23 protein-coding genes are annotated in these 24,675 nt (G+C 73.0%); 9 read left to right on the forward strand and 14 right to left on the reverse strand.

Annotated elements, in window-relative coordinates:
- Window positions 1–47: 47 nt before the first annotated feature.
- Entirely contained in the window at window positions 48–380 is a 333-nt protein-coding gene (locus ACZ56L_RS30475) for a DUF3817 domain-containing protein (protein ID WP_345228351.1), read from the reverse strand.
- A gap of 57 nt (window positions 381–437) precedes the next feature.
- Window positions 438–947, reverse strand: a complete 510-nt coding sequence (locus ACZ56L_RS30480; protein ID WP_345228352.1) for a MarR family winged helix-turn-helix transcriptional regulator — start codon at window positions 945–947, stop codon at window positions 438–440.
- 213 nt (window positions 948–1,160) lie between these two features.
- On the opposite strand from ACZ56L_RS30480, the gene ACZ56L_RS30485 reads away from it, so the two are divergent.
- Window positions 1,161–2,201 (forward strand): glycoside hydrolase family 6 protein, encoded by a 1,041-nt coding sequence (locus tag ACZ56L_RS30485; protein WP_471067663.1) that lies wholly within the window; start codon window positions 1,161–1,163, stop codon window positions 2,199–2,201.
- Between the two features lie 22 nt (window positions 2,202–2,223).
- Here ACZ56L_RS30485 and glxA read toward each other — a convergent pair whose 3' ends face one another.
- From glxA to ACZ56L_RS30520, 7 genes are all read right to left on the reverse strand, one after another.
- Window positions 2,224–4,233, reverse strand: a complete 2,010-nt coding sequence (glxA, locus tag ACZ56L_RS30490) for a radical copper oxidase GlxA (protein WP_471067666.1) — start codon at window positions 4,231–4,233, stop codon at window positions 2,224–2,226.
- Between the two features lies 1 nt (window position 4,234).
- Window positions 4,235–6,037 carry a glycosyltransferase family 2 protein gene (locus ACZ56L_RS30495; RefSeq protein ID WP_471067669.1) on the reverse strand — a complete coding sequence of 601 codons (1,803 nt, stop codon included), beginning with the start codon at window positions 6,035–6,037 and terminating at the stop codon, window positions 4,235–4,237.
- Between the two features lie 149 nt (window positions 6,038–6,186).
- Window positions 6,187–6,831 carry a TetR/AcrR family transcriptional regulator gene (locus ACZ56L_RS30500; RefSeq protein WP_468690304.1) on the reverse strand — a complete coding sequence of 215 codons (645 nt, stop codon included), beginning with the start codon at window positions 6,829–6,831 and terminating at the stop codon, window positions 6,187–6,189.
- Window positions 6,828–7,487 carry a DUF4166 domain-containing protein gene (locus tag ACZ56L_RS30505; RefSeq protein ID WP_345229140.1) on the reverse strand — a complete coding sequence of 220 codons (660 nt, stop codon included), beginning with the start codon at window positions 7,485–7,487 and terminating at the stop codon, window positions 6,828–6,830. The genes ACZ56L_RS30500 and ACZ56L_RS30505 overlap by 4 nt, the downstream gene beginning before the upstream one ends.
- A 26-nt stretch (window positions 7,488–7,513) precedes the next feature.
- Window positions 7,514–8,266: a hypothetical protein gene (locus ACZ56L_RS30510; protein ID WP_471067672.1), complete on the reverse strand. Its 753-nt coding sequence runs from the start codon at window positions 8,264–8,266 to the stop codon at window positions 7,514–7,516.
- Between the two features lie 157 nt (window positions 8,267–8,423).
- Window positions 8,424–8,717: an MTH1187 family thiamine-binding protein gene (locus ACZ56L_RS30515; RefSeq protein ID WP_401755816.1), complete on the reverse strand. Its 294-nt coding sequence runs from the start codon at window positions 8,715–8,717 to the stop codon at window positions 8,424–8,426.
- A complete protein-coding gene (locus tag ACZ56L_RS30520) occupies window positions 8,714–9,052 on the reverse strand; it encodes a DUF3817 domain-containing protein (RefSeq protein ID WP_471067675.1) in 339 nt (112 codons plus the stop codon). The genes ACZ56L_RS30515 and ACZ56L_RS30520 overlap by 4 nt, the downstream gene beginning before the upstream one ends.
- A gap of 200 nt (window positions 9,053–9,252) precedes the next feature.
- Here ACZ56L_RS30520 and ACZ56L_RS30525 point away from each other — a divergent pair, with 200 nt between their 5' ends.
- From ACZ56L_RS30525 to ACZ56L_RS30540, 4 genes are all read left to right on the forward strand, one after another.
- Entirely contained in the window at window positions 9,253–9,891 is a 639-nt protein-coding gene (locus ACZ56L_RS30525; protein ID WP_471067678.1) for an AIM24 family protein, read from the forward strand.
- A complete protein-coding gene (locus ACZ56L_RS30530; protein WP_345228366.1) occupies window positions 9,891–10,541 on the forward strand; it encodes an AIM24 family protein in 651 nt (216 codons plus the stop codon). Before ACZ56L_RS30525 ends, ACZ56L_RS30530 begins: the two co-directional genes overlap by 1 nt.
- Window positions 10,538–11,320, forward strand: coding sequence for an AIM24 family protein (locus ACZ56L_RS30535; protein WP_345228367.1), 783 nt, complete (start codon window positions 10,538–10,540; stop codon window positions 11,318–11,320). Before ACZ56L_RS30530 ends, ACZ56L_RS30535 begins: the two co-directional genes overlap by 4 nt.
- 125 nt (window positions 11,321–11,445) lie before the next feature.
- The gene (locus ACZ56L_RS30540) at window positions 11,446–11,934 is read left to right on the forward strand and encodes a MarR family winged helix-turn-helix transcriptional regulator (RefSeq protein WP_345228368.1); all 489 of its coding nucleotides are present in this window, start codon (window positions 11,446–11,448) and stop codon (window positions 11,932–11,934) included.
- Window positions 11,935–11,995: 61 nt separating this feature from the next.
- Here the strand turns inward: ACZ56L_RS30540 and ACZ56L_RS30545 are convergent, their stop codons facing one another.
- Window positions 11,996–13,402, reverse strand: coding sequence for a sensor histidine kinase (locus ACZ56L_RS30545; protein WP_471067808.1), 1,407 nt, complete (start codon window positions 13,400–13,402; stop codon window positions 11,996–11,998).
- Window positions 13,402–14,091, reverse strand: a complete 690-nt coding sequence (locus ACZ56L_RS30550; protein ID WP_471067683.1) for a response regulator transcription factor — start codon at window positions 14,089–14,091, stop codon at window positions 13,402–13,404. The genes ACZ56L_RS30545 and ACZ56L_RS30550 overlap by 1 nt, the downstream gene beginning before the upstream one ends.
- Window positions 14,092–14,211: 120 nt before the next feature.
- Here ACZ56L_RS30550 and ACZ56L_RS30555 point away from each other — a divergent pair, with 120 nt between their 5' ends.
- On the forward strand, window positions 14,212–14,790 hold the full coding sequence (locus tag ACZ56L_RS30555; protein ID WP_345228370.1) for a PepSY domain-containing protein: 579 nt from the start codon (window positions 14,212–14,214) through the stop codon (window positions 14,788–14,790).
- Here the strand turns inward: ACZ56L_RS30555 and ACZ56L_RS30560 are convergent.
- The 3 genes from ACZ56L_RS30560 to ACZ56L_RS30570 form a co-directional block, all read right to left on the reverse strand.
- Complete coding sequence (locus ACZ56L_RS30560) at window positions 14,733–15,995, reverse strand: MFS transporter (protein ID WP_471067687.1); 1,263 nt, start codon at window positions 15,993–15,995, stop codon at window positions 14,733–14,735. The genes ACZ56L_RS30555 and ACZ56L_RS30560 overlap by 58 nt on opposite strands.
- Before the next feature lie 271 nt (window positions 15,996–16,266).
- Window positions 16,267–17,226: a methylmalonyl Co-A mutase-associated GTPase MeaB gene (gene meaB, locus ACZ56L_RS30565; RefSeq protein ID WP_345228372.1), complete on the reverse strand. Its 960-nt coding sequence runs from the start codon at window positions 17,224–17,226 to the stop codon at window positions 16,267–16,269.
- Between the two features lie 37 nt (window positions 17,227–17,263).
- Entirely contained in the window at window positions 17,264–18,466 is a 1,203-nt protein-coding gene (locus ACZ56L_RS30570) for an acetyl-CoA C-acetyltransferase (RefSeq protein WP_401755831.1), read from the reverse strand.
- Window positions 18,467–18,604: 138 nt separating this feature from the next.
- Between ACZ56L_RS30570 and mce the strand changes: the two genes are divergently transcribed.
- From mce to ACZ56L_RS30585, 3 genes are all read left to right on the forward strand, one after another.
- Window positions 18,605–19,057: a methylmalonyl-CoA epimerase gene (gene mce, locus ACZ56L_RS30575; RefSeq protein ID WP_345228374.1), complete on the forward strand. Its 453-nt coding sequence runs from the start codon at window positions 18,605–18,607 to the stop codon at window positions 19,055–19,057.
- A gap of 241 nt (window positions 19,058–19,298) precedes the next feature.
- Entirely contained in the window at window positions 19,299–23,462 is a 4,164-nt protein-coding gene (gene scy / locus ACZ56L_RS30580; RefSeq protein WP_471067692.1) for a polarized growth protein Scy, read from the forward strand.
- Window positions 23,463–23,724: 262 nt separating this feature from the next.
- Window positions 23,725–24,666 (forward strand): coiled-coil domain-containing protein, encoded by a 942-nt coding sequence (locus ACZ56L_RS30585; RefSeq protein ID WP_345228376.1) that lies wholly within the window; start codon window positions 23,725–23,727, stop codon window positions 24,664–24,666.
- Window positions 24,667–24,675 lie beyond the last annotated feature (9 nt).

Genomic DNA, 24,675 nt, shown 5'->3' on the forward strand with positions numbered 1-24,675 from the left:
CGATGGACAACCGCCGCACGAATGCGCACATCCGTACGGCGGGAGGCTTACGCCTTGCTGACGCCGGTGACCGGGCCCTGGTCCTTGACGAGGGGCTTGGCCTCGCGGGTGATCTTCGGCTCGACGAAGAAGGAGGCCACGGGGATGCAGCCGGCGGCGAGCACCCACAGGAGCTTCCCGAAGGGCCACTTCGCCTTGGAGCCGAGGTCGAAGGCGAAGATCACGTAAATGATGAAGAGCACGCCGTGGATCTGCGAGATCAGCATGGTGTCGCCGATCTGGAAGGCGTACTTCAGGACGATGGCCCCGGTGAAGACGAGGAGCCACACGGCGGTGACGTAGGCCATGACCCGGTAGCGGGTCAGCACGCTCTGTTTCATGCGTCGAGCGTAACGGGACGACCGGGACGATCTTCCGCCGGGCCCGGGGCGGCGGACTCAGCTCTCGTCGAAGTCCTTCGCCGCCACCCGCAGGGGCCGCAGCAGCGCGAAGATCTCCCCGCACTCCTCCGCGTCGTACGCCCCGAGCCCGAACTCCATCGCCATCAGGTCCCCGGTCGCCGCCTCGACGACCTCGCGCCCCTTCTCCGTGATGGACGCCAGCGTGCCGCGCCCGTCGTTCGGGTTGGGCCGCTTGTCGACCAGGCCGGAGCGCACCAGCCGGTCCACCGTGTTGGTCACGGAGGTCGGGTGGACCATCAGCCGCTCGCCGATCTTGGACATGGGCAGCTCGCCGGCCCGGGAGAAGGTGAGCAGCACCAGCGCCTCGTAACGGGCGAAGGTCAGCCCGTACGGCTTGACGACGGCGTCCACCTCCGCGAGGAGGATCTGCTGGGCCCGCATGATCGAGGTGATCGCGGCCATCGACGGCACGGGACCCCAGCGCTGCTGCCAGAGTTCGTCGGCGCGGGAGATGGGATCGAAGGGGAGGCTGAGCGGCTTCGGCACGGTCCCGACCCTACCGGTCAGTCATATGCTGGTCAGCTTTGTCTCGCTGTTCGGTCTTGTGGAGCCTCCCCTTCCGCGACCGCGACGCACCGGGCCCCCTCGCCGGGCCCGCATCCGCCCGCGCCACCGCGTCGCACCCCTGCCCGAACCATCCCTTGTGTCACGATTGGCCGCGTTCCGTTCCACCCGCCCGCAGTCGCCCGAGGGGGCTGGATGTCCGGCCGCAGGTCCTTCCGTTCCCACACCCCGATCCGCACCCGGGCGTCGGCCGCGCTCGCCGGTGCGCTGATCTGCGCGGCGGTCGCCTGCTCCGCGCCCCCGGAGCCGGAACCCGCGCGACCGGAGCCCTCCCGGCAGTCCGGCAGCCCCGCCGCCGACACCTCGCCCTTCTGGGTCGACCCCGACTCCAGCGCCGCCCGGCAGGTCCGTCAGTGGTCGGCCCAGGGGCGCACCGAGGACGCGCGCCAGCTCACGAAGATCTCCGGGCGGCCGGTCGCCGACTGGCCCGCGGGCGACCACCCGGCGGCCGACATCCGGCGGGTCACCGCGGGCGCGGCCGAGGAGGGACGCACCGTCGTCCTCGTCGCGTACAACATCCCGCACCGCGACTGCGGCCAGCACAGCGCGGGCGGCGCCGCCGACGCGGCCGCCTACCGGGGCTGGCTCGACGCCTTCGCCAGCGCCGTCGGCGACGCGTCCGCCACGGTGGTCCTGGAGCCGGACGCCGTCCCGCACATCGTCGACGGCTGCACCCCCGCCGAGTTCCACGCCGAGCGCAGCACGCTCCTGACGCAGGCCGTCGACCGGCTGAAGAAGCAGCCCAGGACGCGGGTGTACGTGGACGCCGGGAACCCGGCGTGGATCACCGACCCGGGCAAGCTGGTCGGGCCCCTCCGGCGCGCCGGGATCGCCCGGGCCGACGGCTTCGCGCTGAACGTCTCCAACTTCCAGCGCGACGCGGACGTGCGGGCGTACGGCCGGAAGCTGTCCGGGCTGCTGGGCGGCGCGCACTTCGTCGTCGACTCCAGCCGCAACGGCGCGGGCCCCCTCCCGGGGACCCGCACCGACGCCTGGTGCAACCCGCCCGGCCGGGCGCTCGGCAAACCGCCGACCGACCGGACCGGCGACCCGCTGCTCGACGCCTACCTGTGGGTCAAGCGCCCCGGCGACTCGGACGGCGAGTGCCGGGGCGGCCCCACGGCGGGCACCTGGTGGCCGGACTACGCGCTCGGCCTGGCCCGCGCGTCCCGCTAGGACCGCGGGCCCGGCTGCCGGGTCACTTGACCTGGATCCACTTCGCCTCGGACGGCACGCCGTCCCGGTCGGTGACGAACAGCATGTACCAGCCCGCGGGCACCAGCGTGGGGTCGCGCGGGACGGTGAGCGTCACCTCGCCGCCGCCCTTCTTCAGCCCCAGCTCGATCGAGCGCTGCTCGACGTCGGTGGTGTGCGTGACGGCGCTCGGACGCATCAGGCGCGCCTTCACGATCCGGTCCGCGTCCTTGGTCCGGTACGTCGCCGAGTTCCCCGGGCCGAAGGAGTCGGCGGTGCCCTCCAGGACCGGGCGGGGCTTGTTCCGGTGCAGGTAGGGCGGGGTGAAGATCTCCACGCGCTGCTCGAAGGTACCGAGCTTGGTGTTGTCCTCGTCGCCGTACAGCGGGTCGGAGCCGAAGGTCGCGACGCGGCCGTCGGGCAGCAGCAGGGCCTCGGAGTGGTAGTTGCGGCCGACGGTGGGTTCGGCGGCGTCCCTGAAGGCGTTGGCCCGGGGGTCGTAGAACTGCGCCTGGAGGATGTCGCTGGCGCCCCGGCCCCGGTAGTCCCGGGAACCGCCGCTGGTGAAGACCGAGTCGTCGGGCATCAGGACCGAGGAGAGGTAGCGGGTGCCCCGGGCCAGCGGGGGCCCGGTCCTGAAGGCGGGGTTGCCGGCCTTCAGGTCGGCGATGGCGGTGCGGGCCGTGGCCTTCTCGGACTCGCCGACGCCTCCGCCGCCGAGCACCATCACCTTCTGGTCCTGCGCGGGCGGCAGCAGCACGGAGGCCGAGGTCTCCAGCTGGTCGGGGTCGGTCATCCCGGAGACCTTGCTGAAGGTGTTGGTCCGCACGTCCCACAGGCCCGGCTCGCGGCCCTTCTCGGCGGGGCCGTATCCGGCGTTGGAGCCGGAGTAGAAGAGCTTGCCGCCCTTGGTGAGGAAGAGCGCCGGGTAGGTCGGGAAGTAGCGGAAGGGGCCCTTGCCCCACTTCTTGGTGCGGGGGTCGTAGATCTCGTTGTCGCCGGGGACGACGTCGCCGATGTCGTTGAGTCCGGAGGCCGCGAGGACCCGGCCGTCTTCGAGGGTGGTCAGCGTCGGGTACCAGCGGGCGTCCTTCATGGGCGCGACCGGGACGTACTTCTCCGCCCTGGGGTCGAATTCGTACGCCGCCTTGATCCCCTGGAAGTCCTGCTTCTCGGTGGTGATCTTCTGGGCGAGGCCGTAGACGTTGTCGGCGTCCTCGCCCTCCAGGCCGACGACCTCGTACTGGGCGGCCTGGGTGGTGAGCGCGGCGGCGCCCTCCTCGGCGGCCTCGACGAAGACCCGCGCCTCGGCGGCCTTCACCTTGGTCTCCCAGGGCTTCATCCGGCCGGACGAGAAGTAGCCGATCTTGAAGTCCCGCTCGGCCTTGGGGACGGTGACGTCGAACTTGGAGACGTACTCGACGCCCGACGGCGAGCGGAAGCGCGTGCCCTTCTTGAGGGTGATCTCCTTGTCCGGCGACTCGTTCTTGACCCGCATGCCGCCGCCGGCCCGGGTGACCTTGCCGTCGAGGACCTCGTAGCGCGCGGTGCCGCCCGCGACGAGGAGCCTGCCGTCGGGGAGCTGGGCGTGACCGGCGCAGAAGAAGTCCTCGGGGGTGGGGATCTTCTTCCAGGTGTTCTTCTTCGGGTCCCACAGCACGGTCTCGAAGGTGCCGGAGTCGAACTTCTTCTGGTCGTTGCCGGAGCCCGCGATCAGCAGCACCTTGCCGGTGTGCAGCAGGGCGGCGTGGATGGCGTTGAGCCGGTACTCGCCGGGGACCTCCAGCATGTCCCAGGAGCCGTACTCCGCCAGGTAGTCGGGCTGGGCGATCTTGTACGCGTGGTACTTCTCCTGCGCGAAGTCCAGCGCCGCGGGGGCGTTGAGGCCGACGAGCAGGATGACCGCGCCACCGCCGAGCAGGGAGTTCTTCAGCTTCCGGCGGGGCTTGCCCGGGGTGGGGCCGGGCGTGTTCGAGGAGGCCTTCGGCCGGTCGTCGGGCGGTCGGGGAGCCATGTCACTTCCCTCCGGACGTGGCGTTGACGGTGGCTGCGGCGGCCGCGCTGGCGGGCGCCGGGGGGCTCGCGGGGCGGGCGGGCTCGGGGCCGGCGTCGCCCTGGGCGCGGCGGCGCGCGGCGGTGCCCGGGTCCCGCTCGGCGTGCCGGCTCCAGATCCACAGCGCGACCGGGGCCAGCGTGATGACCAGGGCGAGTACGGCCCAGGTGCGCATCGCCGCGTGGGTGTGCCCGTAGTACGCGGACGCCCACAGGGAGGCGACGACGACCGCCGCCCAGAACAGGTGGATGCGGAAGGTGAGCAGCCGGTCGGGGCTGGCCTCGCCGCCCTTGGGGGTGACGACGAACGTGCCGCGCCGCCCGACGACGGCCGCGCCGAGCGACTTCAGGTAGATCGGCGCGCAGATCGCGGACATCGCCATGCCGGCCAGGCCGCCGGAGCCCTCGGGCTCGTGCGGGGAGACGTTGTGGCGGCGGTTCCACAGGTAGAGGCAGATCTGGAGGGCCACGGCGTCGCTGTAGAGCATCAGCCACACGGAGGTGGAGACCTGGGTGCCGGACGCGCCGAACCAGAGGAACAGCACGCAGCTCAGGATGCCGAGCAGCCAGTTGACCGCCGTCATGGGGTAGTAGACGAGCATCAGGCCGTAGTTGAGGAGCCGCCCCGGCGGAATCCGGAAGGGCACCTTCCAGAACTGCTTGACGACGGTCTCGTACGTCCCCCGGGACCAGCGCATCTGCTGGGTGAAGAAGTCCGTCCAGGAGGCGGGCCCCTCCCCCACCGCGAGCACGTCGGGGGTGTAGACCGAGCGCCAGAAGTGCCCGGTGGCCGGGTTCCTGCGGCGGTGCAGTTCGAAGCCGGTCGCCATGTCCTCGGTGATCGAGTCGTACAGACCGCCGATCTGGGTCAGCGCGCTGACCCGGACGACGTTGTTGGTGCCGACGAACATCGGCGCGCGGTAGCGGTTGCCGGCCCGCTGGATGAGGGCGTGGAAGAGGTACTGCTGCGACTCGGCGGCCTTGGTGACGACGGAGGTGTAGTTGCCGTACACCTGCGGGCCGACGACGAAGGCGACGTCGGGGTCCCGGAAGTAGCCGAGCATCCGCTCCAGGTAGTTGGGCAGCGGGACGTGGTCGGTGTCGACGCAGGCGAAGTAGTCGTACTTGCCGCCGTGCAGGGCCAGCCAGGCGTTGTAGTTGCCGTGCTTGGTCCTCGCCCGGTGCGCGCCCTTCTCCTGGTTCCAGTCCGGGACGCCCTTGCGGGTGAAGTGCTTGACGCCCAGTTCCGCGCAGAGCGCCTTCGCCGCCGGGTCGTCGCCCTCGTCGAGCAGCCACACGTCGAGCCGCCCCTTGTGGCGGACCTCGACCGCGCCCTCCAGGGTGGCGCGGACCATCGCCAGCGGCTCCTTGCCCGGAACGTACGTCGTCAGGAACGCGACCCGGGTGCCCTTCTGCGCCCTCACCGGGACGGGGTCGCGGGCGACCATCGTGGCGTGCGCGATGGACACCACGTTCAGCAGCATGAAGAACATGATCAGCGCGATCGCGCCGAGCATCGTGTGGTCGGCCCGGACCAGCCACGGGTCGGCGTTCTCCCGCTCGGTCCAGTGCGAGGGCCACACCAGGTACGCGAGCAGCACGGCCGAGAGGAGCGGGGCGAGCGTCATCAGGAGGACCGCTCGTATTCGGTGGGGCTCCTTCGAGAGCAGGCTCGTGTACTGGACCGTGTAGGGACCGCGCCCCGGGTCCGTCAACGGCCCCGCGAGGCGGCTGTGCTTCTCGTAGTCGTAGCCCTCCGGCAACACACTGCCTCCAAGCTGATCACGTGAGGCCCATACCTCACGAAAGCCACGAAACGTCAGATATGAGTTCGTGTCGACTTGGGGCGTCCGATGGAGCTACCGGGGGACGCGGCCGGTGGTCACCGGTGCGCGGAGCGGCCGCGGCCGGTTCCTCACGGAGCGCTCTGTCTGCGGACCTTGCGCAGGTGGTGCCTGACGGCGCGTTGGGCGACCGGGCCGAGGTGCTCCAGGGCGCCGGCCAACGCGGCGAGCTGCTCCAGCGCGTCGAACGCTCCCGCCGCGCCGGCCTCGTCGACGCCCTCGTACAGCTCCAGGCCCACGAAGGAGGCGGCGACGGCCCTGGCGAGCCCCGCCGGATCGGCGAACTCCCCGAGCGGGCTGCCGTCCAGCACCCTGACCAGCACCTTTTCGATCTCCTCGATCCACAGGTCCAGGCCGGCGGCGGTCGCGGGGGCCAGCCCCGGCTGGTTCTGGGCCCCGGCGAGCAGTTGCCCGAGGAAGGCGACGTGTCCGCCGCGCTTCTCCTCCTCGTGCATGGCCCGGCCGAAGTCCAGCAGTTCGGCGAGCGACCGGATGCCGGCGAGCCGCAGCCGGTAGCGGGCGACGCGCTGTTCGGCGCCGTACCGGCAGGCGGCGGCGAGGAGTTCGTCGACGGAGCCGAAGTGGTAGAAGACCAGGGCCTGGTTCACCCCGGCGGCGGCGGCGACGGTGCGTGCCGAGGTCTTGGCGATGCCCTGCTCGTTGAGCGTGCGCAACGCTCCGGCCAGCAGTTTCTCCTTGGTCTCCGCGGCACTCACGCGCGAGCCTCTTCCCTGATCGGGCGCAGCCCCGGCCGCAGGCCGTGCGCTGACGCGTCTCGGTAGGCGGCCCGGAAGGACCCCTCGTACCCGAAGAGGGGCCCGAACCGCCGGTTGACCACCCTGACACGGATCCGGAAGCGTCCTGTCCGGTCGTCGTAGTCCTCGCGGACCTCGGCGTCCCCGCCGATCAGGTCCGGTACGCGGACGTCCACCGGCCCCTCCCGGAAGCGGTGCTCGCCGGAGCGGATCACCAGGCCGCCCCGCTGGTCGGCGGAGAAGTGCAGGTCGCTGGCGAGGTGCTGGTGGGTGCCGAGGTAGTCCAGCACGCACTGCCGCTGCGGGCTGTGGACCATGGTGGCGTCGAACCGGCGGGGTCCGCGCGGCAGGTGGAAGGTGCGCACGAAGGTGACGGTCTCCCTTCCGTACGCGTCGACGTAGGGCACGTTCTCGATCACGAACGGGACGTGCCGTCCGGTCTCGGGCACCAGGATGTTGCGCGTCGCCCCGAGCTTCAGGAACGGCCGCACGAAGGCGCCCCCGTGCCAGATGCGGTCCATCACCCCGCGCCCGACGCACATCTCCCCGCTGTCCAGCCCGACCGAGAAGCGGCGCTGGAGCTGCGGGTGCAGCCGGTCGAAGAGGTCGTCGCCCATGGCGGTGCGGAAGATCGAGGCGTGGTTCACGACTGCTCCAGGGCGGTGAGGACGGCGGGCGTGCGGACGGGGGCGAGCGGTGCGCGCCGGCAGCGGCGGGCGGCCGGGGTGCCCGGCAGGGGCGGCAGCAGGACCGCCGCGGCGAGCAGGGCGGCGGCGAGGACGGGCACCGCGCCCGCGACCGCGTCGTCGGAGTGCCCGGCCGCGTCCACGGCGAGGGCGACCGCGCCGGCGGCCGCGACGGCACGGACGGCCGCCTCGCCCAGGGCCCGCGCCAGCAGCCGCCCCGGGCCGGTCCCCCGCTCCAGCCACAGCCGCAGCCGGTCGAAGGACCAGGCGGTGGCCCACCCCATGAGCGGCCGGAACACCAGCCGGTCGGCGACCGCCCCGAACCGTCCCCAGCGGGGCGTGTAGTCGTACCCGGTCAGGAACCGGACCCCGTCCCCGGTGGGCACGTACCGCCAGTACCCGCTGCCCTCGGCGAGCAGGGACAGCGGGTGCGCGGACGCGAAGCGCAGCGCGGAGGTGCGGGTGCCGTCCGGCCGCCGCTTCTCGCCCGCCGAGACGCCGGTACCGGCGATGACCAGGAAGGGCAGCACCCGGGTCGCGTAGCGGAAGCGCTGCGGCTCACCGGCGCCGGCGCACGGCAGGGGGTCGATCTCTCCGAACCGCAGGTCCCAGCGCTGGTGCTGGGCGGGCTCCTGGGTGCGCTCCCAGAGCAGCTCCGGATCGGCCCGGATCAGCGCTTCGACGTACAGCTGCTTCCTCTGCCGCTTCATCTGCGAACCTCCACACCCCGCCGGATTTGAGCGACCGCTCAAACGGAAGATACGCTTTTTTGAGCGACTGCTCAAGACGCTTTTGAGCTACTGCTCAAATCGTGGGCGGCAAAAAACCCCCGGCCCGTGGGCCAGGGGTCTCTCGTGTGCGTGCGGGTCAGGCGGACAGGTGCCGTTCCACCGTCGCCACCTTGGACGTCAGGCCGTCCGTGACCGAGGGCCGGATGTCCGCCTTCAGCACCACGGACACCCGGGGCGCCCTGGCCTCCACGGCGGCCACGGCCCGCTTCACGACCTCCATGACCTCGTCCCACTCGCCCTCGATCGAGGTGAACATGGCGTCCGTGCGGTTCGGCAGGCCGGACTCCCGGACCACCCGCACCGCGTCCGCGACGTACTCCCCCACGTCCTCGCCGACGCCCAGCGGCGTGACGGAGAAGGCGACGATCACGCGACGGCCTCCTTGCAGGCGCGGGCCGCGATGACCGCCTGCTCGGCCTCGGCCTTGAGCTTGCGCTCGGCGAAGAAGCCGCCCAGCGGCAGCACCGACATCACGACGTAGAAGGCGGCGGTCTTCAGCGGCCACTTGGTGCGGTTCCAGGCGTCCGCCCAGAACAGGACGTACAGCACGAAGAGCAGCCCGTGGATCGCGCCCATCGCCGGGACCGCGTTGAATTCCGTGGTGCGCTTGAGCACCGAGCAGACGAGGAGCAGCAGGAAGGACACCGCCTCGGGGGCGGAGACCAGGCGGAGGCGGCGGAGTGCGGAGGCGGTCTTGAGATCCACGGAGGGGCAACCTTCGTCGTCGGCGCGAGCGGACGGGCAGCTCACGGGGCATACGGAGAAGCGATCTTGTGAACGCATGCACAAGCGCTCCGCACATTGTGGCATCCGGCTTTGCCAACCCTTGGCTCAGGGTCGGGTCAGGGGCGTCCTCCACCGGAAGGCCCCTGGTCGCGACGGCAGCCGCCCGCTACCGTCGAGTCGTGGCTCAGTTCCGACTGCAAGGCAGCAAGGTGCTCGCCGTCGACATGACCGGGGACGCCGTCAAGGCGAAGAACGGCTCCATGGTGGCGTACGACGGCCAGATCACCTTCAAGAAGATGACCGGCGGCGGTGAGGGCGTACGGGGCATGGTGACCCGGCGCATCACCGGCGAACAGATGACGGTGATGGAGGCCAAGGGGCACGGCACGTGCTACTTCGCCGACCGCGCCTCCGAGATCAACCTGGTGAACCTCAGCGGTGAGAAGCTCCACGTGGAGTCCAGCAACCTGCTGTGCGTCGACGCGGGGCTGCGGACCGGCACCACGTTCACGGGGCTGCGCGGCGGCGCGACCGGCAACGGCCTGTTCACCACGACCGTGGAGGGGCACGGCCAGGCGGCCATCACCTCCGACGGGCAGGCGGTCGCCCTGCGGGTGTCCTCGCAGTACCCGCTCCAGGTCGACCCGGGCGCGTACGTCGCGCACACCGGAAACCTCCGCCAGTCCTTCCAGTCCGGGGTCACCTTCCGGACGTTCATCGGCGAGGGCTCGGGCGAGGCCTTCCAGATCCGCTTCGAGGGCGAGGGCCTGGTGTACGTCCAGCCCAGCGAGCGCAACACGGTCGGGGGCGACGTCTGATGCCGTTCCGCGAGATCAACTCCCGGATGGTCGAGGCGCGGGTGCTGCCCGGCCAGAAGATGTACAGCCAGCGCGGCGCGATGCTCGCGTACCGGGGCGAGGTGTCCTTCACCCCGAACATCCAGGGCGGCCAGGGCGGCGTCATGTCGATGATCGGCCGGCGGGTGGCCAACGAGGCGACGCCCCTGATGACGGTCGAGGGCAGCGGCACAGTGATGTTCGGCCACGGCGGCCACCACATCCAGGTGATCAACCTGTCCGGCGACACCCTGTGCGTGGAGGCCGACCGCCTCCTCGCCTTCGACGGCACCCTGACCCAGGGCACGATGTTCATGGGCTCGCAGGGCGGCGTCATGGGCATGGTGCGCGGCCAGGTGACGGGCCAGGGCCTGTTCACCACGACCCTCAAGGGCCACGGCGCGGTGGCCGTCATGGCGCACGGCGGCGTCATCGAGCTGCCGATCACCCCGCAGCGCCCGGTGCACGTCGACCCGCAGGCGTACGTCGCCCACCACGGGGACGTCCGCAACAAGCTGTCGACCGCGCTCGGCTGGCGCGACATGGTGGGACGCGGCTCCGGCGAGGCGTTCCAACTGGAGCTGTCCGGCCACGGCGCGGTGTACGTCCAGGCCTCGGAGGAGAAGCTGTGACCGGCCCTGTGGTCCTCGACCCGCACACCCTTCCCTCGGACGACAACGTCAATCCGTACACCTTCTGCGTGGAGCTCAAGGGGAGCCAGTGGTTCCTGCAGAAGGGCAAGATGATCGCCTACTACGGGCAGATCGAGTTCAACGGCATCGGCCACGGCCGTTTCGACCGGCTGCTGCGCACGAGCTTCCACTCGCCGCTGCACGCCAGTGACTGGGTGGTCGCCGAGGGCAGCGGCAAGATGCTGCTCGCCGACCGCGCCTTCGACGTGAACTCCTTCGACCTGGAGGAGGGCAACCTGACGATCCGCGCCGGGAACCTCCTCGCGTACCAGCCGACGCTGGCGCTCAAGCAGTCGATCGTGCCGGGCTTCCTCACCCTGATCGGCACGGGCAAGTTCGTCGCCGCCTCCAACGGTCCGGTCGTCTTCATGGAGCCGCCGATCCGGGTGGACCCGCAGGCGCTGGTGGGCTGGGCGGACTGCCCGTCCCCCTGCCACCACTACGACCACGGGTATCTGGCCGGCGTGCTGGGCGGGCTCCGCGCCATGACCGGCGTCGGCGGCGCCTCCGGCGAGGAGCACCAGTTCGAGTTCGTCGGCGCGGGCACGGTGCTGCTCCAGTCGACCGAGCTGCTGATGGCCGAGCAGGCGGTGGGCGCGGTCGGCGGCGCGGCGGGGCAGAATGCCGGGGTGCCGGGCGGCGGGCAGGGCGGTCCGCAGGGCTCCGGAACGCGCCTTCCCGGCCAACTCGGGGACCTCCAGCGGCGCTTCGGACTGTGAGCGGTATTCTGCGCAGTGTGACCGTCCGTTCGAGGGGAGCCGCCCGTTGAGGGGCGTGCCGGGCGTCACACCGCGCAGACCCGCCATTTTCGTCCAGTATTCAACTTCTTAGGTATGATGCCTGCATGCCCCCCTCTGACAGCGAACCGGCTGACACTCCCTGGCTGAGCGACGCCGAGCAGTGCGCCTGGCGCACCTACCTGGAAGCCAGCAAGCTCGTCATGCACGGGATGGAGAAGGACCTCCAGCCGTTCGGCCTGACGAACAACGACTACGAGATCCTCGTCAACCTCTCCGAGTCCGCCGACCGGCGGCTGCGGATGAGCGACCTGGCGGCGGCCACCCTCCAGTCCAAGAGCCGCCTCTCGCACCAGATCACCCGTATGGAGAAGGCGGGCCTGGTCCGGCGCGAGAACTGCGAGTCCGACCGGCGCGGCCTCTACGCGGTCCTCACCGACGAGGGCGGCGAGGTGATGCAGAAGGTCGCCCCGCACCACGTGGCGTCGGTGCGCCGGCACTTCATCGACCTGATCGAGCCGGCGGACCTGGACCGGCTGAGCACCGTCCTGAAGCCGGTCGCACGGGACCTGCGGGACAAGCGCGGCAAGATCTGAGCCGTTGCGTGCTCCGTGGCGCCCCGGGCCGCCGGCGCCGCGCGATCAGCGGCCGCCGCGCCTACGTCAGCTCCAGTACGAGCCGGAACAGCGCGCCCCCGTCCGCCGCCCGGCCCGCCGTCAGCGTGCCGCCGTGCCGGTAGGCGACGTCCCGGGCGATGGCGAGGCCGAGGCCCGCGCCGCCGTCGTCGCGGCTGCGGGCGTCGTCGAGCCGGACGAACCGCTCGAAGATCCGCTCCCGCTCGGCCTCCGGCACCCCGGCCCCGTCGTCGGACACCTCCAGCACCGCCCGCCCGGCCTCCGCGCGCAGCGTCACCGCGACCGAACCCGTCGCGTGGCGCTGCGCGTTGTCGAGCAGATTGCCCAGCACGCGCCCGAGCTGACCGCGCGATCCAGCCACCTGGACGCCGTCCGCGACCTCCGCCGTCACCGGAATCCGGTCCCGGTCGGCCCGCCGGGCGACCTCCCGGCGCACGAGAGCCGACAGGTCCACCCGGGCGGACCCCGGCCGCTCCCCCGCGTCCAGCCGGGCCAGCAGCAGCAGATCGGCGGCCAGGTCCTGGAGCCGTACGGTGTCCGCCACCGCCCCGTCCAGGTCGAGCAGCTCCGGATGGGCCGCGCCCACTTCGAGCTGGGTGCGCAGCGAGGCGATCGGGCTGCGCAGCTCGTGCGAGGCGTCCGCGACGAACCGGCGCTGGCGCTCCACGGAACCCTCCAGCGCGGCGAGCGTCTCGTTGGTGGTGACCGCGAGCCGGTCCACCTCGTCGCCGGTGCCGGGGGCCGGCACCCGGCGCGACAGGTCCTCGGACGCGGTGATGGCGGCCATCTCGCGCCGGATGCCCTCCACCGGCCGCAGTGCCCGCCGGGTGACCAGCCAGGTCACCCCGGCCACGATCACGAGCAGCACCGGCAGCCCGGTGAGCATGGCGTCCCGCACGGCGCCGACGGCCTCGCGCTCGCCGGACAGGGGCGCGCCCGCGTACACGGTGACGGTCCGCCCGTCGGGGCCGGTCGCCTCGACGGCGGCGAAGCGGTACTCGCCCGTGTCCCCGTCGACGGTGGCGCTGCCGGTCGACATGCGGGGTTCGTCGCGGGAGACCTCGCCGCGGCCGGGGCCGTCGGACTCGTCGTCGTCCTCGGCGGGCGCGGTCCCGGGGGCGGCGGGCCGCACCCGGGGGCTCCCGGCCCCCGAGATCGCCTCCAGCTTCTCGCTCACCGCTGCCAACCGCCCGTCCTCGGTGACCACCTGGACCGGGTTGTCGTCCTTGTCGGGCAGCTCCAGCTTCTCGTACGCGACCCCCACCGCGACCTGCGACGCCACCTCCCGCGCGGCGACCTCGGCCCGCAGGTCGGTCTGGTCCGTCAGCTTCGCGCCGAGCACGAGCAGCACCGCGAGCCCCGCCGCGACGAGCGCCACGGTGACGACGGCGGTGGCCCCGAGGGCGGCCCGGGCCCGCACCGAGCGCATCACGCCGTGCCCTCCCCCGCGGGCCCCACGGCGACCAGCCGGTATCCGGCGCCCCGCACGGTCTGGATGCGCTCCGCGCCCAGCTTGCGCCGCAGCGTGGAGATGTAGACCTCGACGATGTTGGGGTCGCCGTCGTAGGCGAAGTCCCAGACGTGCTCCAGCATCTCCGCCTTGCTGACCACGGCGTCGGGCCGCAGCGCGAGCTGTTCCAGTACGGCGAACTCCTTCGCCGTGAGGGTGACCTCCGCCCCGTCGCGGTGCACGCGGCGGCTCGCGGTGTCGAGGCTGAGCCCGCCGACGACGAGCACGGGCGACGGGGCTCCGGCGCTCGCCCGGCGGCGCAGCAGGGCCCGGATCCGGGCGAGGAGCACGACGTACGAGAACGGCTTGGTCAGGTAGTCGTCGGCCCCGGTGTCCAGCCCCTCGGCCTCGTCGTACTCGCCGTCCTTCGCGGTGAGCATCAGGATCGGCACGTCGTTGCCGGCGGCGCGCAGGGCGGCGCAGACCCGGTAGCCGTTCATCCCGGGCAGCATGATGTCGAGGACCACCAGGTCGTACGGGGTCTCGCCCGCCCGGAACAGGCCCTCCCGCCCGTCGTGCACCACGTCCACGGCGAAGCCCTCGGCGGTGAGTCCCCTGGCGAGCGACACCGCGAGCCGCTTCTCGTCCTCCACGATCAACAGGCGCATGGGACAAGGGTCGCAGGGCGAAGCTGAACCGGGCTTCAGGCGCCTTCAGGCGGGGTTAAGGATGCCGGGCGCAGATTGGTGGACGTAACCGCTCGTTCGCACCGAACCCGGGAGGAACCCATGAAGCGCAAGTCCGTCGTCGCAGCGGCCGTGGCAGTCGTACTGGTCGGAGGGGGTACGGCGACGGCGCTGAGCCTGCCGTCGGACGACGGCCCCGCCTCCGCCGGCACGTCCGCCCAGGCGGCCCCCGCCGACCTGGACCGGGCGGTCGCCACGGCCGCGTCCGCCGTGCCCGGCACCGTGACCGGTGTGGACCTGGAGGACGACGGCCGGCAGTGGGACGTCGACGTCTTCGGCAAGGACGGCAAGTGGCACGACGTGACGCTGGATCCGACGGGTGCGAAGGTACGGAACGACCGCGTCGGCACCGGCGACGACGACCGCGACGACCACGCCCCGAAGGGCGCGGACGTCACCGTCGACAAGGCCGTAGCGGCGGCGCTGAAGGCCGCCCCCGGCCAGGTCACCGAGGCCGACCTCGAAGGCGGCCACTGGTCGGTGGAGGTGCGCGGCGAGGACGGCCGGCACACGGACGTGGCCGTGGACGCGAAGACCGGCAGGGCGGCCGTGGTCCCGCAGGATCAGGACGACGACGCCGCTGCGGACGACGGCACGGCGGACGCCGGCTCCGACGACTGAGCCGGACGCCCGCCCCGCCGGCCCGCTCGCAGCACGAGCCCCGTCGCCGCGACGCACAGCACCGGCGCGGCGACCAGCACGTAGCACAGGGGCAGCGGGACCCGCCCCACCAGCAGTCCGACGCCGGCGGCGCCGAGCGAGGAGCCGGCGTTGAGGGCGGTGTTGACCCAGGCCCCGGCCCGGGCGCGGGAGCCAGGGCCGGCCGCCTCGTCGGCGATGAGGTAGGCGGTGGTGACGGCCGGGGCGATGAAGAGCCCGACGACCGCCACGGCGGGCACCAGGACGGCCACCCCGGATGCGGACCCGGCGGCCGCCAGGGCGCACCCGAGCAGGCTCGCGAGGACCAGCAGCCGGGTACGGCCCCCGGAACGCCAGGTGACCGCGCCGTACGCCAGCCCGCCGACGGCGCTGCCGAACGTGAGCGCGGCCTCGACCCAGCTGACGGCCGTGGGGTGGCCGTGGCTCTCGGTGAAGGCGATGCCGAGGAGCCCGACGCCGCCGAGGGAGAGCCCGGTGGCGGCGGCGACGGCCGCGGGCAGGACGACGCCGGGCAGACGCGCCTTCTTCCGGCCCTCCGTCGCCTTCGCGTCCGGCCCCTCCGCCCCGACCTGGGCGGCGACCGGTGAGGTGACCATGGCGGCCGTGCCGACGAGCACCAGGGCGGCGGCGGCGAGGAGGCCGCTGGCGGGGTACGCGTACACGACCGGGATCGCGACGATCAGCGGGCCGGTCACGAACAGCAGCTCCTCCGCGACCCCGTCCAGGCTGTACGCCCGCTGGAGCAGGGCCCGGTCGGGCACGAGCCGCCCCCACAGGACCCGCATGGTGGGCCCGAGCGGCGGGCAGCTCGCGCCGACGAGGGCGATGAGGACGCCGATCAGCGGGAGGGGAGCGCCAGGCGTCCAGCAGACGAGGGCGAAGGCCACCAGGAACGCGGCGAAGACCGTGGCCAGCGGCAGCAGGGCCCGCCGGGGCCCGAACCGGTCGACGAGCCCGGCCCGCCAGGGCCCGAGCAGGACGGCGCAGGCCGCCTCGACGGCCACCAGGGTGCCGGCGGCGGCGTACGACCCGGTGGCGTTCTTGACGGTGAGGACGAGGGGCAGCGGAAGGACGCCGTAGGCGAGACGCCCGAGCAGGGCGGAGCCGAAGGTGCGGGCGGCTCGGGGGGTGCGCAGGACAGCGCCGTACGAAGGCTTGGCGGACATGGGTCTTCCTCGGAAGGTGTGCGGGAATGAGGACACGCCGGACCACGACCGCGCGCGCTCCTGCCGGAGGGGGGTCGTGGAGGGGGTGCCGCCTACACACGGGGGAAGATCATGCGGCCGAGCCAACAGGGCCCGCGCACCCCGCACAAGGGGTTTTCCGGGCCGCGACAGGTTTCCCGGGCCCCGTCAGGGGCGCGGGGAACCGCGCGACGGGGGTCCGGGGGCGGAATCCACGGCAGGAACAGCGGCCGCCCGCCCCGCACGGAAGCCCTCAGTCCCCCTCCCGCACTCCCTCCACCAGCACGTCCGCCGCCGCATACGGGTCCAGCTCCCCCGCCACGATCCGCGCCGCCAGCGCGCCCAGCCGCCGGTCGCCCCGCAGGTCCCCGATCCGCTCCCGCAGCGCGGTCACCGCGATCGTCTCGACCTCGTGCGCCGCGCGGGCGGCCCGGCGCTCGGCCAGCACCCCCCGCTCCTCCATCCACGCCCGGTGCTTCTCCAGCGCCTGCACGACCTCGTCGACGCCCTCACCGCGCGCGGCGACCGTCTTGACGATCGGCGGCCGCCAGTCGCCGGGCCCCCGGGACTCCCCGAGCCCGAGCATGTGGTTGAGCTCGCGCACGGTCGCGTCCGCCCCGTCGCGGTCCGCCTTGTTCACCACGTACACGTCGCCGATCTCCAGGATGCCCGCCTTGGCGGCCTGGATCCCGTCGCCCATCCCGGGCGCGAGCAGCACCATCGAGGTGTCGGCCTGCGAGGCGATCTCCACCTCGGACTGCCCGACCCCCACCGTCTCGACCAGCACCACGTCGAAACCGGCCGCGTCCAGCACCCGGATCGCCTGCGGGGCGGCCCAGGCCAGCCCGCCCAGGTGCCCCCGGGTCGCCATCGACCGGATGTAGACGCCCGGGTCCGAGGCGTGGTCGGCCATCCGGATCCGGTCCCCGAGCAGCGCTCCCCCGCTGAACGGGGAGGACGGGTCGACGGCCAGCACCGCGACCCGCTTCCCGGCCCGCCGGTACGAGGCCACCAGCGCCGACGTGGAGGTCGACTTGCCGACCCCCGGCGACCCGGTCAGCCCCACCACGTACGCGTTGCCCGCCAGCGGCGCCAGGGCCGCCATCACCTCGCGCAGTTGCGGGGACGCCCCCTCGACCAGCGAGATCAGCCGGGCCACGGCCCTCGGCCGCCCTGCCCGGGCCTGCTCCACCAGCGTGGGGACGTCCTGCATCTCAGCGCTCCGCTCATCCGCTCCGTACCTGCGAGAACTACTTGCCCGGCACGCGCACGATCAGCGCGTCGCCCTGGCCGCCGCCCCCGCACAGGGCGGCCGCGCCGACCCCGCCGCCGCGCCGCTTCAGCTCCAGCGCCAGGTGCAGGACCACCCGCGCGCCGGACATGCCGATGGGGTGGCCCAGGGCGATCGCGCCACCGTTGACATTCACCTTTTCCGGGGACACGCCCAGGTCCTTCATTGACTGGACGGCGACCGCGGCGAAGGCCTCGTTGATCTCGATCAGGTCCAGGTCGTCGACCCCCAGCCCCTCCTTCTTCAGCGCGTGCGCGATCGCGTTCGACGGCTGCGACTGGAGCGAGTTGTCCGGGCCCGCCACGTTGCCGTGCGCGCCGATCTCGGCGATCCACTCCAGGCCGAGCTCCTCGGCCTTGGCCCGGCTCATGACGACCACGGCGGCCGCGCCGTCGGAGATCTGCGAGGAGGTGCCCGCGGTGATCGTGCCGTCCTTCGCGAAGGCGGGGCGCAGCTTGGCGAGGCCCTCGACGGTCGTCTCGGCGCGGATGCCCTCGTCGGTGGAGACCAGCACCGGGTCGCCCTTGCGCTGCGGCACCTCGACCGGGGTGATCTCGGCCTCGAAGACGCCGTTCTTCTGGGCGGCGGCGGCGCGCTGGTGGGACCGGGCGGCGAACTCGTCCTGCGGGCCGCGCTCGATGCCGAGCCGGGTGTTGTGCTTCTCCGTCGACTCCCCCATGGGGATGTTCTCGAAGGAGTCGGTCAGGCCGTCGTACGCCATCGCGTCGAGCATCTCGACGGCGCCGTACTTGTAGCCCTCGCGGGACTTCGGCAGCAGGTGGGGGGCGTTGGTCATGGACTCCTGGCCGCCCGCGACCACGATGTCGAACTCTCCGGCGCGGATGAGCTGGTCGGCGAGCGCGATCGCGTCCAGGCCCGACAGGCACACCTTGTTGACGGTGAGCGCCGGGACGTGCATCGGGATGCCCGCCTTGACGGCCGCCTGGCGGGCCGGGATCTGGCCCGCGCCGGCCTGGAGCACCTGGCCCATGATCACGTACTGCACCTGGTCGCCGCCGATGCCCGCACGCTCGACGGCCGCTTTGATCGCGAAGCCGCCGAGGTCGGCTCCGGAGAAGGACTTCAGGGAGCCGAGGAGGCGGCCCATGGGCGTGCGCGCGCCCGCGACGATGACAGAAGTGGTACCGGTCGTTCCAGACATGAGGCACGGCCCCTTGGGAGGTTGGAAGTGAACGAGGGTTCACCCGACGATACTGACGCCGTCCTCGCACGTCACCGGGCAGCCGGTGTGACGGCGCGCACGTTGCGTAACCGGCCCCAACCACGCTGCACTACAAGCATGCTGACGCGAATCGACCACATCGGGATTGCCTGCCACGACCTCGACAGGACAGTCGAGTTCTACCGGGCCACGTACGGCTTCGAGGTGCACCACTCCGAGATCAACGAGGAGCAGGGCGTCCGCGAGGCCATGATCAAGGTCAACGACGCCTCCGACGGCGGCGCCACCTACCTCCAGCTCCTCGAACCGACCCGCGAGGACAGCGCGGTCGGCAAGTGGCTGGCGAAGAACGGGGAGGGCGTCCACCACATCGCCTTCGGCACCGCCGACGTGGACGCGGACGCCGCGGACATCCGGGAGAAGGGCGTGCGGGTGCTGTACGACGAGCCGCGCACCGGCTCCATGGGGTCCCGGATCACCTTCCTGCACCCCAAGGACTGCCACGGCGTGCTGACCGAACTGGTCACGGCCGCCCCGCCCGCCGAGGGGGGCAGTCCGGAGGACCACTGACTCCCGCCCGACCCGGCCGGTACAGTGGGCCGTTCCGGGCCGGGGCCGGGAATCGGGCCTGCGAGTTGTGGCCCGCTGTTGATCTGACACCATTCCCCCGGGGGCCCGCCCGCTGTCAGGGTGGGGCCGTACGGATCGCCCGTGCGCGCTCGCCGCGCCCGGACGGGCCGATACGACCACGAACGTACGACAACAGAGTCACGACAGTCAGTTGCGACCAGGGGACGGATGGGACCGCGCAGTGCGGGGCTACGAACGCCAGGAGGGCCCTCTACGGGCTGAGTCCGACCATCTCTCGCGGTTCGAGGCCGAGATGGACCGGCTGAAGACCGAGCGGGAGAAGGCGGTCCAGCACGCCGAGGACCTCGGCTACCAGGTCGAGGTGCTGCGCGCCAAGCTGCACGAGGCGCGCCGCAACCTCGCGTCCCGGCCTGCCTACGACGCGGCGGACATCGGCTACCAGGCCGAGCAGTTGCTGCGCAACGCGCAGGTGCAGGCGGACCAGCTCCGCACCGACGCCGAGCGCGAGCTGCGGGACGCCCGCGCGCAGACCCAGCGCATCCTCCAGGAGCACGCCGAGCACCAGGCCAGGCTCCAGGCCGAGTTGCACCAGGAAGCCGTCACGCGCCGCCAGCGCCTGGACCAGGAGCTGGCGGAGCGCCGCCAGACCGTCGAGTCGCACGTCAACGAGAACGTGGCGTGGGCCGAGCAGCTTCGCGCCCGTACCGAGGCGCAGGCCCGCCGTCTCATGGAGGAGTCCCGCGCCGAGGCCGAGCAGGCGCTGTCCGCCGCCCGCGCCGAGGCCGCCCGGGTCACCGAGGAGGCCCGCCAGCGGCTCACCGCCGACTCCGAGGCCGCCCGCGCCGAGGCCGAGGCGATCCTGCTGCGCGCCCGCAAGGACGCCGAGCGCCTGCTGAACGCCGCCTCCACCCAGGCGCAGGAGGCCACCGCCCACGCCGAGGAGCTGCGCACCTCCACGACGACCGAGTCGGAGGCCGCCCGCAAGCAGGCCGCCGAGCTGTCCCGCACCGCCGAGACGCGGATGCAGGAGGCCGAGACGGCGCTGCGCGAGGCCCGCCTCGAAGCCGAGCGGGTGCTCAGCGAGGCGAAGGAGGCCGCCGCCAAGCAGCTCTCCGGCGCGGAGTCCGTCAACGAGCAGCGCACTCGTACGGCCAGGACGGAGATCGCCCGCCTGGTCGGCGAGGCGACCAAGGAGTCCGAGGCGCTGAAGGCGGAGGCCGAGCAGGCGCTCGCCGACGCCCGCGCCGAGGCCGAACGGGTGGTGAAGGAGGCCGCCGACAAGGCCCGCACCGCCGCGTCCGAGGACTCCGCCGCCCAGCTCGCGAAGGCGGCGCGGACCGCCGAGGAGATCCTCACCAAGGCTTCCGAGAACGCCCAGGAGACCACCCGCAAGGCCGCCGAGGAGGCCGAGCGCATCCGCCGCGAGGCCGAGGCCGAGGCGGAGCGGCTGCGCGGCGACGCCGCCGAGCAGGCCGACGAGCTCAAGGGCGCGGCCAAGGACGACACCAAGGAGTACCGGGCCAGAACGGTCGAGCTCCAGGAGGAGGCCCGCCGGCTGCGCGGCGAGGCCGAGCAGTTGCGCGCGGAGGCCGTCGCCGAGGGCGAGCGGATCCGCGGCGAGGCCCGCCGGGAGGCCGTCCAGCAGATCGAGGAGGCGGCCCGCACCGCCGAGGAGCTGCTGACCAAGGCGCGCACCGACGCGGAGGAGCTGCGGGCCGCCGCGGGCGCCGACAGCGAGCAGGTCCGCTCCGAGGCCGCCGAGCGGGCGGCCGCGCTGCGCAAGCAGGCCGAGGACGCCCTGGAGGCGGCCCGCGCCGAGGTGGAGCGGCTGCGCGCGGAGTCCGACGAGCAGGCCGAGCGGACCCGCGCCGAGGCCGAGGAGTCCGCCCGGGCGCTGCGCGTGGAGGCGGAGCGCGCGGTGGCGGCCCGGCAGGCGGAGGCCGACGCGGAGATCGAGCGGCTGCGCGGCGAGGCCGAGCAGCGGCTCACCTCGTCGGAGGAGACCCTCATCGGGGCCCGCGCCGAGGCCGAGCGGATCCGCCGGGAGACCGGCGAGGAGAGCGACCGGCTGCGCGCCGAGGCCGCCGAGCGGGCCAGGACCGTGCAGGCGCAGGCCGAGGAGGAGGCCGAGCGGCTGCGGACCGAGGCCGCGTCGGACGCCGCGCAGGCCCGCGCGGAGGGCGAGTCCGTCGCCGTGCGCCTGCGGGGCGAGGCGGCGTCGGAGGCCGAGCGGCTGAAGGCGGAGGCGCTGGAGAGCGCCGACCGGGTGCGCGCGGAGGCGTCCGCGGCCGCCGAGCGGGTGTCCGGGGAGGCCGCGGAGGCGCTGGCCGCCGCGCAGGAGGAGGCCGTACGACGCCGTCGGGAGGCCGAGGAGACGCTGACCGGCGCCCGCGAAGAGGCCGAGCGGGAGCGTGCCCAGGCCCGCGAGCAGAGCGAGGAGCTCCTCGCCTCCGCACGCAAGCGCGTCGAGGAGGCGCAGGCCGAGGCCCAGCGCCTGGTCGAGGACGCCGAGCGGCGGGCCGCGGAGCTGGTGTCGGCCGCCGAGCAGACCGCGCAGCAGGTGCGGGACGCGGTGGCCGGGCTCCAGGAGCAGGCCGAGGAGGAGATCGCCGGGCTGCGCAGCGCCGCCGAGCACGCGGCGGAGCGCACCACGACCGAGGCGCAGCAGGAGGCGGACCGGGTCCGTGCCGACGCGCACGCCGAGCGGGAGCGGGCCGCCGAGGACGCCGCCCGCATCCGCAGCCGTTCCCAGGAGGAGTCGGACGCGGCGAAGGCGCTCGCCGAGCGCACCGTGGGCGACGCCATCGCCGAGGCCGAGCGGGTGCGCACGGACTCCCAGGAGCGCGCCCAGCAGCTCCGCACCGAGGCGTCCGATGCCCTCGCGGCGGCCGAGGAGGCGGCGGCGAAGTCCCGTGCCGAGGCCCGCGACGACGCCAACCGCATCCGCAACGAGGCCGCCGCCCAGGCCGACCTGCTGATCGGGGAGGCCCGCGGCGAGGCCGAGCGGATCGAGCGGGAGGCCGCGGAGGTACGCACCAGGGCCGACGAGGAGGCCGCCCGCGCCGTCGCCGAGGCGACCGCGGAGGCCGAGCGGATCACCGCGCACGCGGCGGCCGCCCTGACCACCGCCGAGCAGGACGCGGCGCGGCTGCGCGCCGAGGCCGAGCAGGTCAAGGCGGACGGCGAGGCGCAGGCGGAGGAGCTGCGGGCGGCCGCCCGCGCGGACGGCGAGCAGGTGCTCGACGAGGCCCGCAAGGCCGCCGACAAGCGGCGCACGGACGCCGCCGAGCAGGTCGACACGCTCATCACGGAGGCGGCGGCCGAGGCCGACAAGCTGACCACCGAGGCGCTCCAGCAGGCGGAGCAGCTCGTCACCGACGCCACGCAGCAGTCGGAGCGGCTGGTGGCGGACGCCACCGGCGAGGCCGAGCGGCTGCGCGCGGAGGCCGCCGAGACGGTCGGCTCCGCCCAGCAGGCCGCCGAGCGCATCCGCAGCGAGGCCGCCCAGCACCGCGAGGAGACCGAGGCGGCCGCCGAGCGGCTGCGCACGGAGGCGCGGAGCGAGGCCGACCGGCTGCTCGACGAGGCCCGCGAGGCGGCGTCCAAGCGGCGCGCGGACGCGGCCGAGCAGGCGGACACCCTCGTCGCGAAGGCCCAGGAGGAGGCGCTGCGCGCGGCCACCCGGGCCGAGGAGCAGGCCGACACGATGGTCGGCGCGGCCCGCAAGGAGGCCGAGCGGATCGTCTCGGAGTCCAAGGTCGAGGGCAACTCCCTGGTGGAGCGGGCCCGTACGGACGCCGACGAGCTGCTGGTCGGGGCCCGCCGGGACGCGACGGCCATAAGGGAGCGGGCGGAGGAGCTGCGGGCCCGCCTGGAGGGCGAGATCGAGGAGCTGCACGAGCGGGCCCGCCGCGAGACCGCCGAGCAGATGAAGACCGCCGGGGAGCGCGTCGACAAGCTGATGAAGGCGGCGACCGAGCAGCAGGCCGAGGCCGAGGCGAAGGCCAAGTCCATGGTCTCCGAGGCGAGTTCGGAGGCCGGCAAGGTCCGCATCGCAGCGGTCAAGAAGGCCGAGCAACTGCTCAAGGAGGCCGAGCAGAAGAAGGCCGAACTGGTTCGCGAGGCCACGAAGCTGCGGGACGACGCGAAGGCCGAGGCGGACCGCATGGTCGCCGACGGCAAGCGCGAACTGGACGTCCTGGTGCGCAGACGCGAGGACATCCAGGCCGAGATCTCCCGTGTCCAGGACGTGCTTGAGGCGTTGGAATCATTCGAGGCCCCGTCCCAGGGCGGCAAGTCGGCCGGCGGTCCGGGTCCGGGCGGTGTCAAGGCCGGTGCGGCGGCGGGCGGGACTCGATCGGGTGGCAAGTCCTCGAACGGCTAGCGGAATCGGGCGGCGGTCGAGGTGCGGCAGTCACGGATGTTTCGAGAAATCTCATCCGTGACCGACGGGCCACTTGTGAGGGAGCCGTGATTCCGGGCAGGTTTGACGGTGTGTTCATCCGTGCGAGTGGCAAGCGACTGGACGGGTTGCCACTCAAAAGGAGGGTCATTCTCCAGATCAAACCGGCAATGGCTCGATGACACGCCGCTATGGCCCCTAGGATTCCCCTATCACCTCACCGGTCTCATTCGACAGGAACCTCATGAGCGACACATCCGCCTCCCCCTACGGCTTCGAGCAGGTGCGGCGAGGTTACGACCGCGGTCAGGTGGACGACCGCATCGCCAAACTGCTCGCCGACCGCGACAGCGCGCTCGCCCGGATCACCTCGTTGGAGAAGCGCATCGAGGAGCTCCACCTCGAAACGCAGAACGCGCAGGCCCAGGTCAACGATGCCGAGCCGTCGTACGCGGGCCTCGGCGCCCGTGTCGAGAAGATCCTCCGTCTTGCCGAGGAGGAGGCGAAGGACCTGCGTGAGGAGGCCCGCCGCGCCGCCGAGCAGCACCGCGAGCTGGCCGAGTCGGCCGCCCAGCAGGTGCGCAACGACGCCGAGTCGTTCGCGGCCGAGCGCAAGGCGAAGGCCGAGGACGAGGGCGTCCGCATCGTCGAGAAGGCGAAGGGCGACGCCACCCAGCTGCGCACCGAGGCGCAGAAGGACGCGCAGTCCAAGCGCGAGGAGGCCGACGCCCTCTTCGAGGAGACCCGCGCCAAGGCCGCCCAGGCCGCCGCCGACTTCGAGACCAACCTGGCCAAGCGCCGCGAGCAGTCCGAGCGCGACCTGGCCTCGCGTCAGGCGAAGGCGGAGAAGCGTCTCGCGGAGATCGAGCACCGGGCGGAGCAGCTCCGTCTGGAGGCCGAGAAGCTGCGCACGGACGCCGAGCGCCGGGCCCGTCAGACGGTGGAGACGGCGCAGCGCCAGGCCGAGGACATCGTGGCCGACGCCAACGCCAAGGCCGACCGGATCCGCAGCGAGTCCGAGCGCGAGCTCGCGGCGCTCACCAACCGCCGCGACTCGATCAACGCCCAGCTCACCAACGTCCGCGAGATGCTGGCGACGCTGACCGGTGCGGCCGTGGCCGCCGCCGGCGCCCCGGTGGACGACGAGCCGATCTCCCGCGGCGTCCCGGCCCAGCAGTCCCGCTAGTCACTCTCG

Source organism: Streptomyces sp. NPDC039736 (assembly GCF_055596485.1).

Coding starts and splice junctions, on each gene's coding strand:
- ACZ56L_RS30475 (WP_345228351.1), bottom strand. CDS start 380: ATGAAACAGAGCGTGCTGACCCGCTACCGGGTCATGGCCTACGTCACC.
- ACZ56L_RS30485 (WP_471067663.1), top strand. CDS start 1,161: ATGTCCGGCCGCAGGTCCTTCCGTTCCCACACCCCGATCCGCACCCGG.
- glxA (WP_471067666.1), bottom strand. CDS start 4,233: ATGGCTCCCCGACCGCCCGACGACCGGCCGAAGGCCTCCTCGAACACG.
- ACZ56L_RS30505 (WP_345229140.1), bottom strand. CDS start 7,487: ATGGGCGACGACCTCTTCGACCGGCTGCACCCGCAGCTCCAGCGCCGC.
- ACZ56L_RS30510 (WP_471067672.1), bottom strand. CDS start 8,266: ATGAAGCGGCAGAGGAAGCAGCTGTACGTCGAAGCGCTGATCCGGGCC.
- ACZ56L_RS30530 (WP_345228366.1), top strand. CDS start 9,891: ATGCCGTTCCGCGAGATCAACTCCCGGATGGTCGAGGCGCGGGTGCTG.
- ACZ56L_RS30540 (WP_345228368.1), top strand. CDS start 11,446: ATGCCCCCCTCTGACAGCGAACCGGCTGACACTCCCTGGCTGAGCGAC.
- ACZ56L_RS30545 (WP_471067808.1), bottom strand. CDS start 13,402: ATGCGCTCGGTGCGGGCCCGGGCCGCCCTCGGGGCCACCGCCGTCGTC.
- ACZ56L_RS30550 (WP_471067683.1), bottom strand. CDS start 14,091: ATGCGCCTGTTGATCGTGGAGGACGAGAAGCGGCTCGCGGTGTCGCTC.
- ACZ56L_RS30555 (WP_345228370.1), top strand. CDS start 14,212: ATGAAGCGCAAGTCCGTCGTCGCAGCGGCCGTGGCAGTCGTACTGGTC.
- ACZ56L_RS30560 (WP_471067687.1), bottom strand. CDS start 15,995: ATGTCCGCCAAGCCTTCGTACGGCGCTGTCCTGCGCACCCCCCGAGCC.
- meaB (WP_345228372.1), bottom strand. CDS start 17,226: ATGCAGGACGTCCCCACGCTGGTGGAGCAGGCCCGGGCAGGGCGGCCG.
- ACZ56L_RS30570 (WP_401755831.1), bottom strand. CDS start 18,466: ATGTCTGGAACGACCGGTACCACTTCTGTCATCGTCGCGGGCGCGCGC.
- mce (WP_345228374.1), top strand. CDS start 18,605: ATGCTGACGCGAATCGACCACATCGGGATTGCCTGCCACGACCTCGAC.
- ACZ56L_RS30585 (WP_345228376.1), top strand. CDS start 23,725: ATGAGCGACACATCCGCCTCCCCCTACGGCTTCGAGCAGGTGCGGCGA.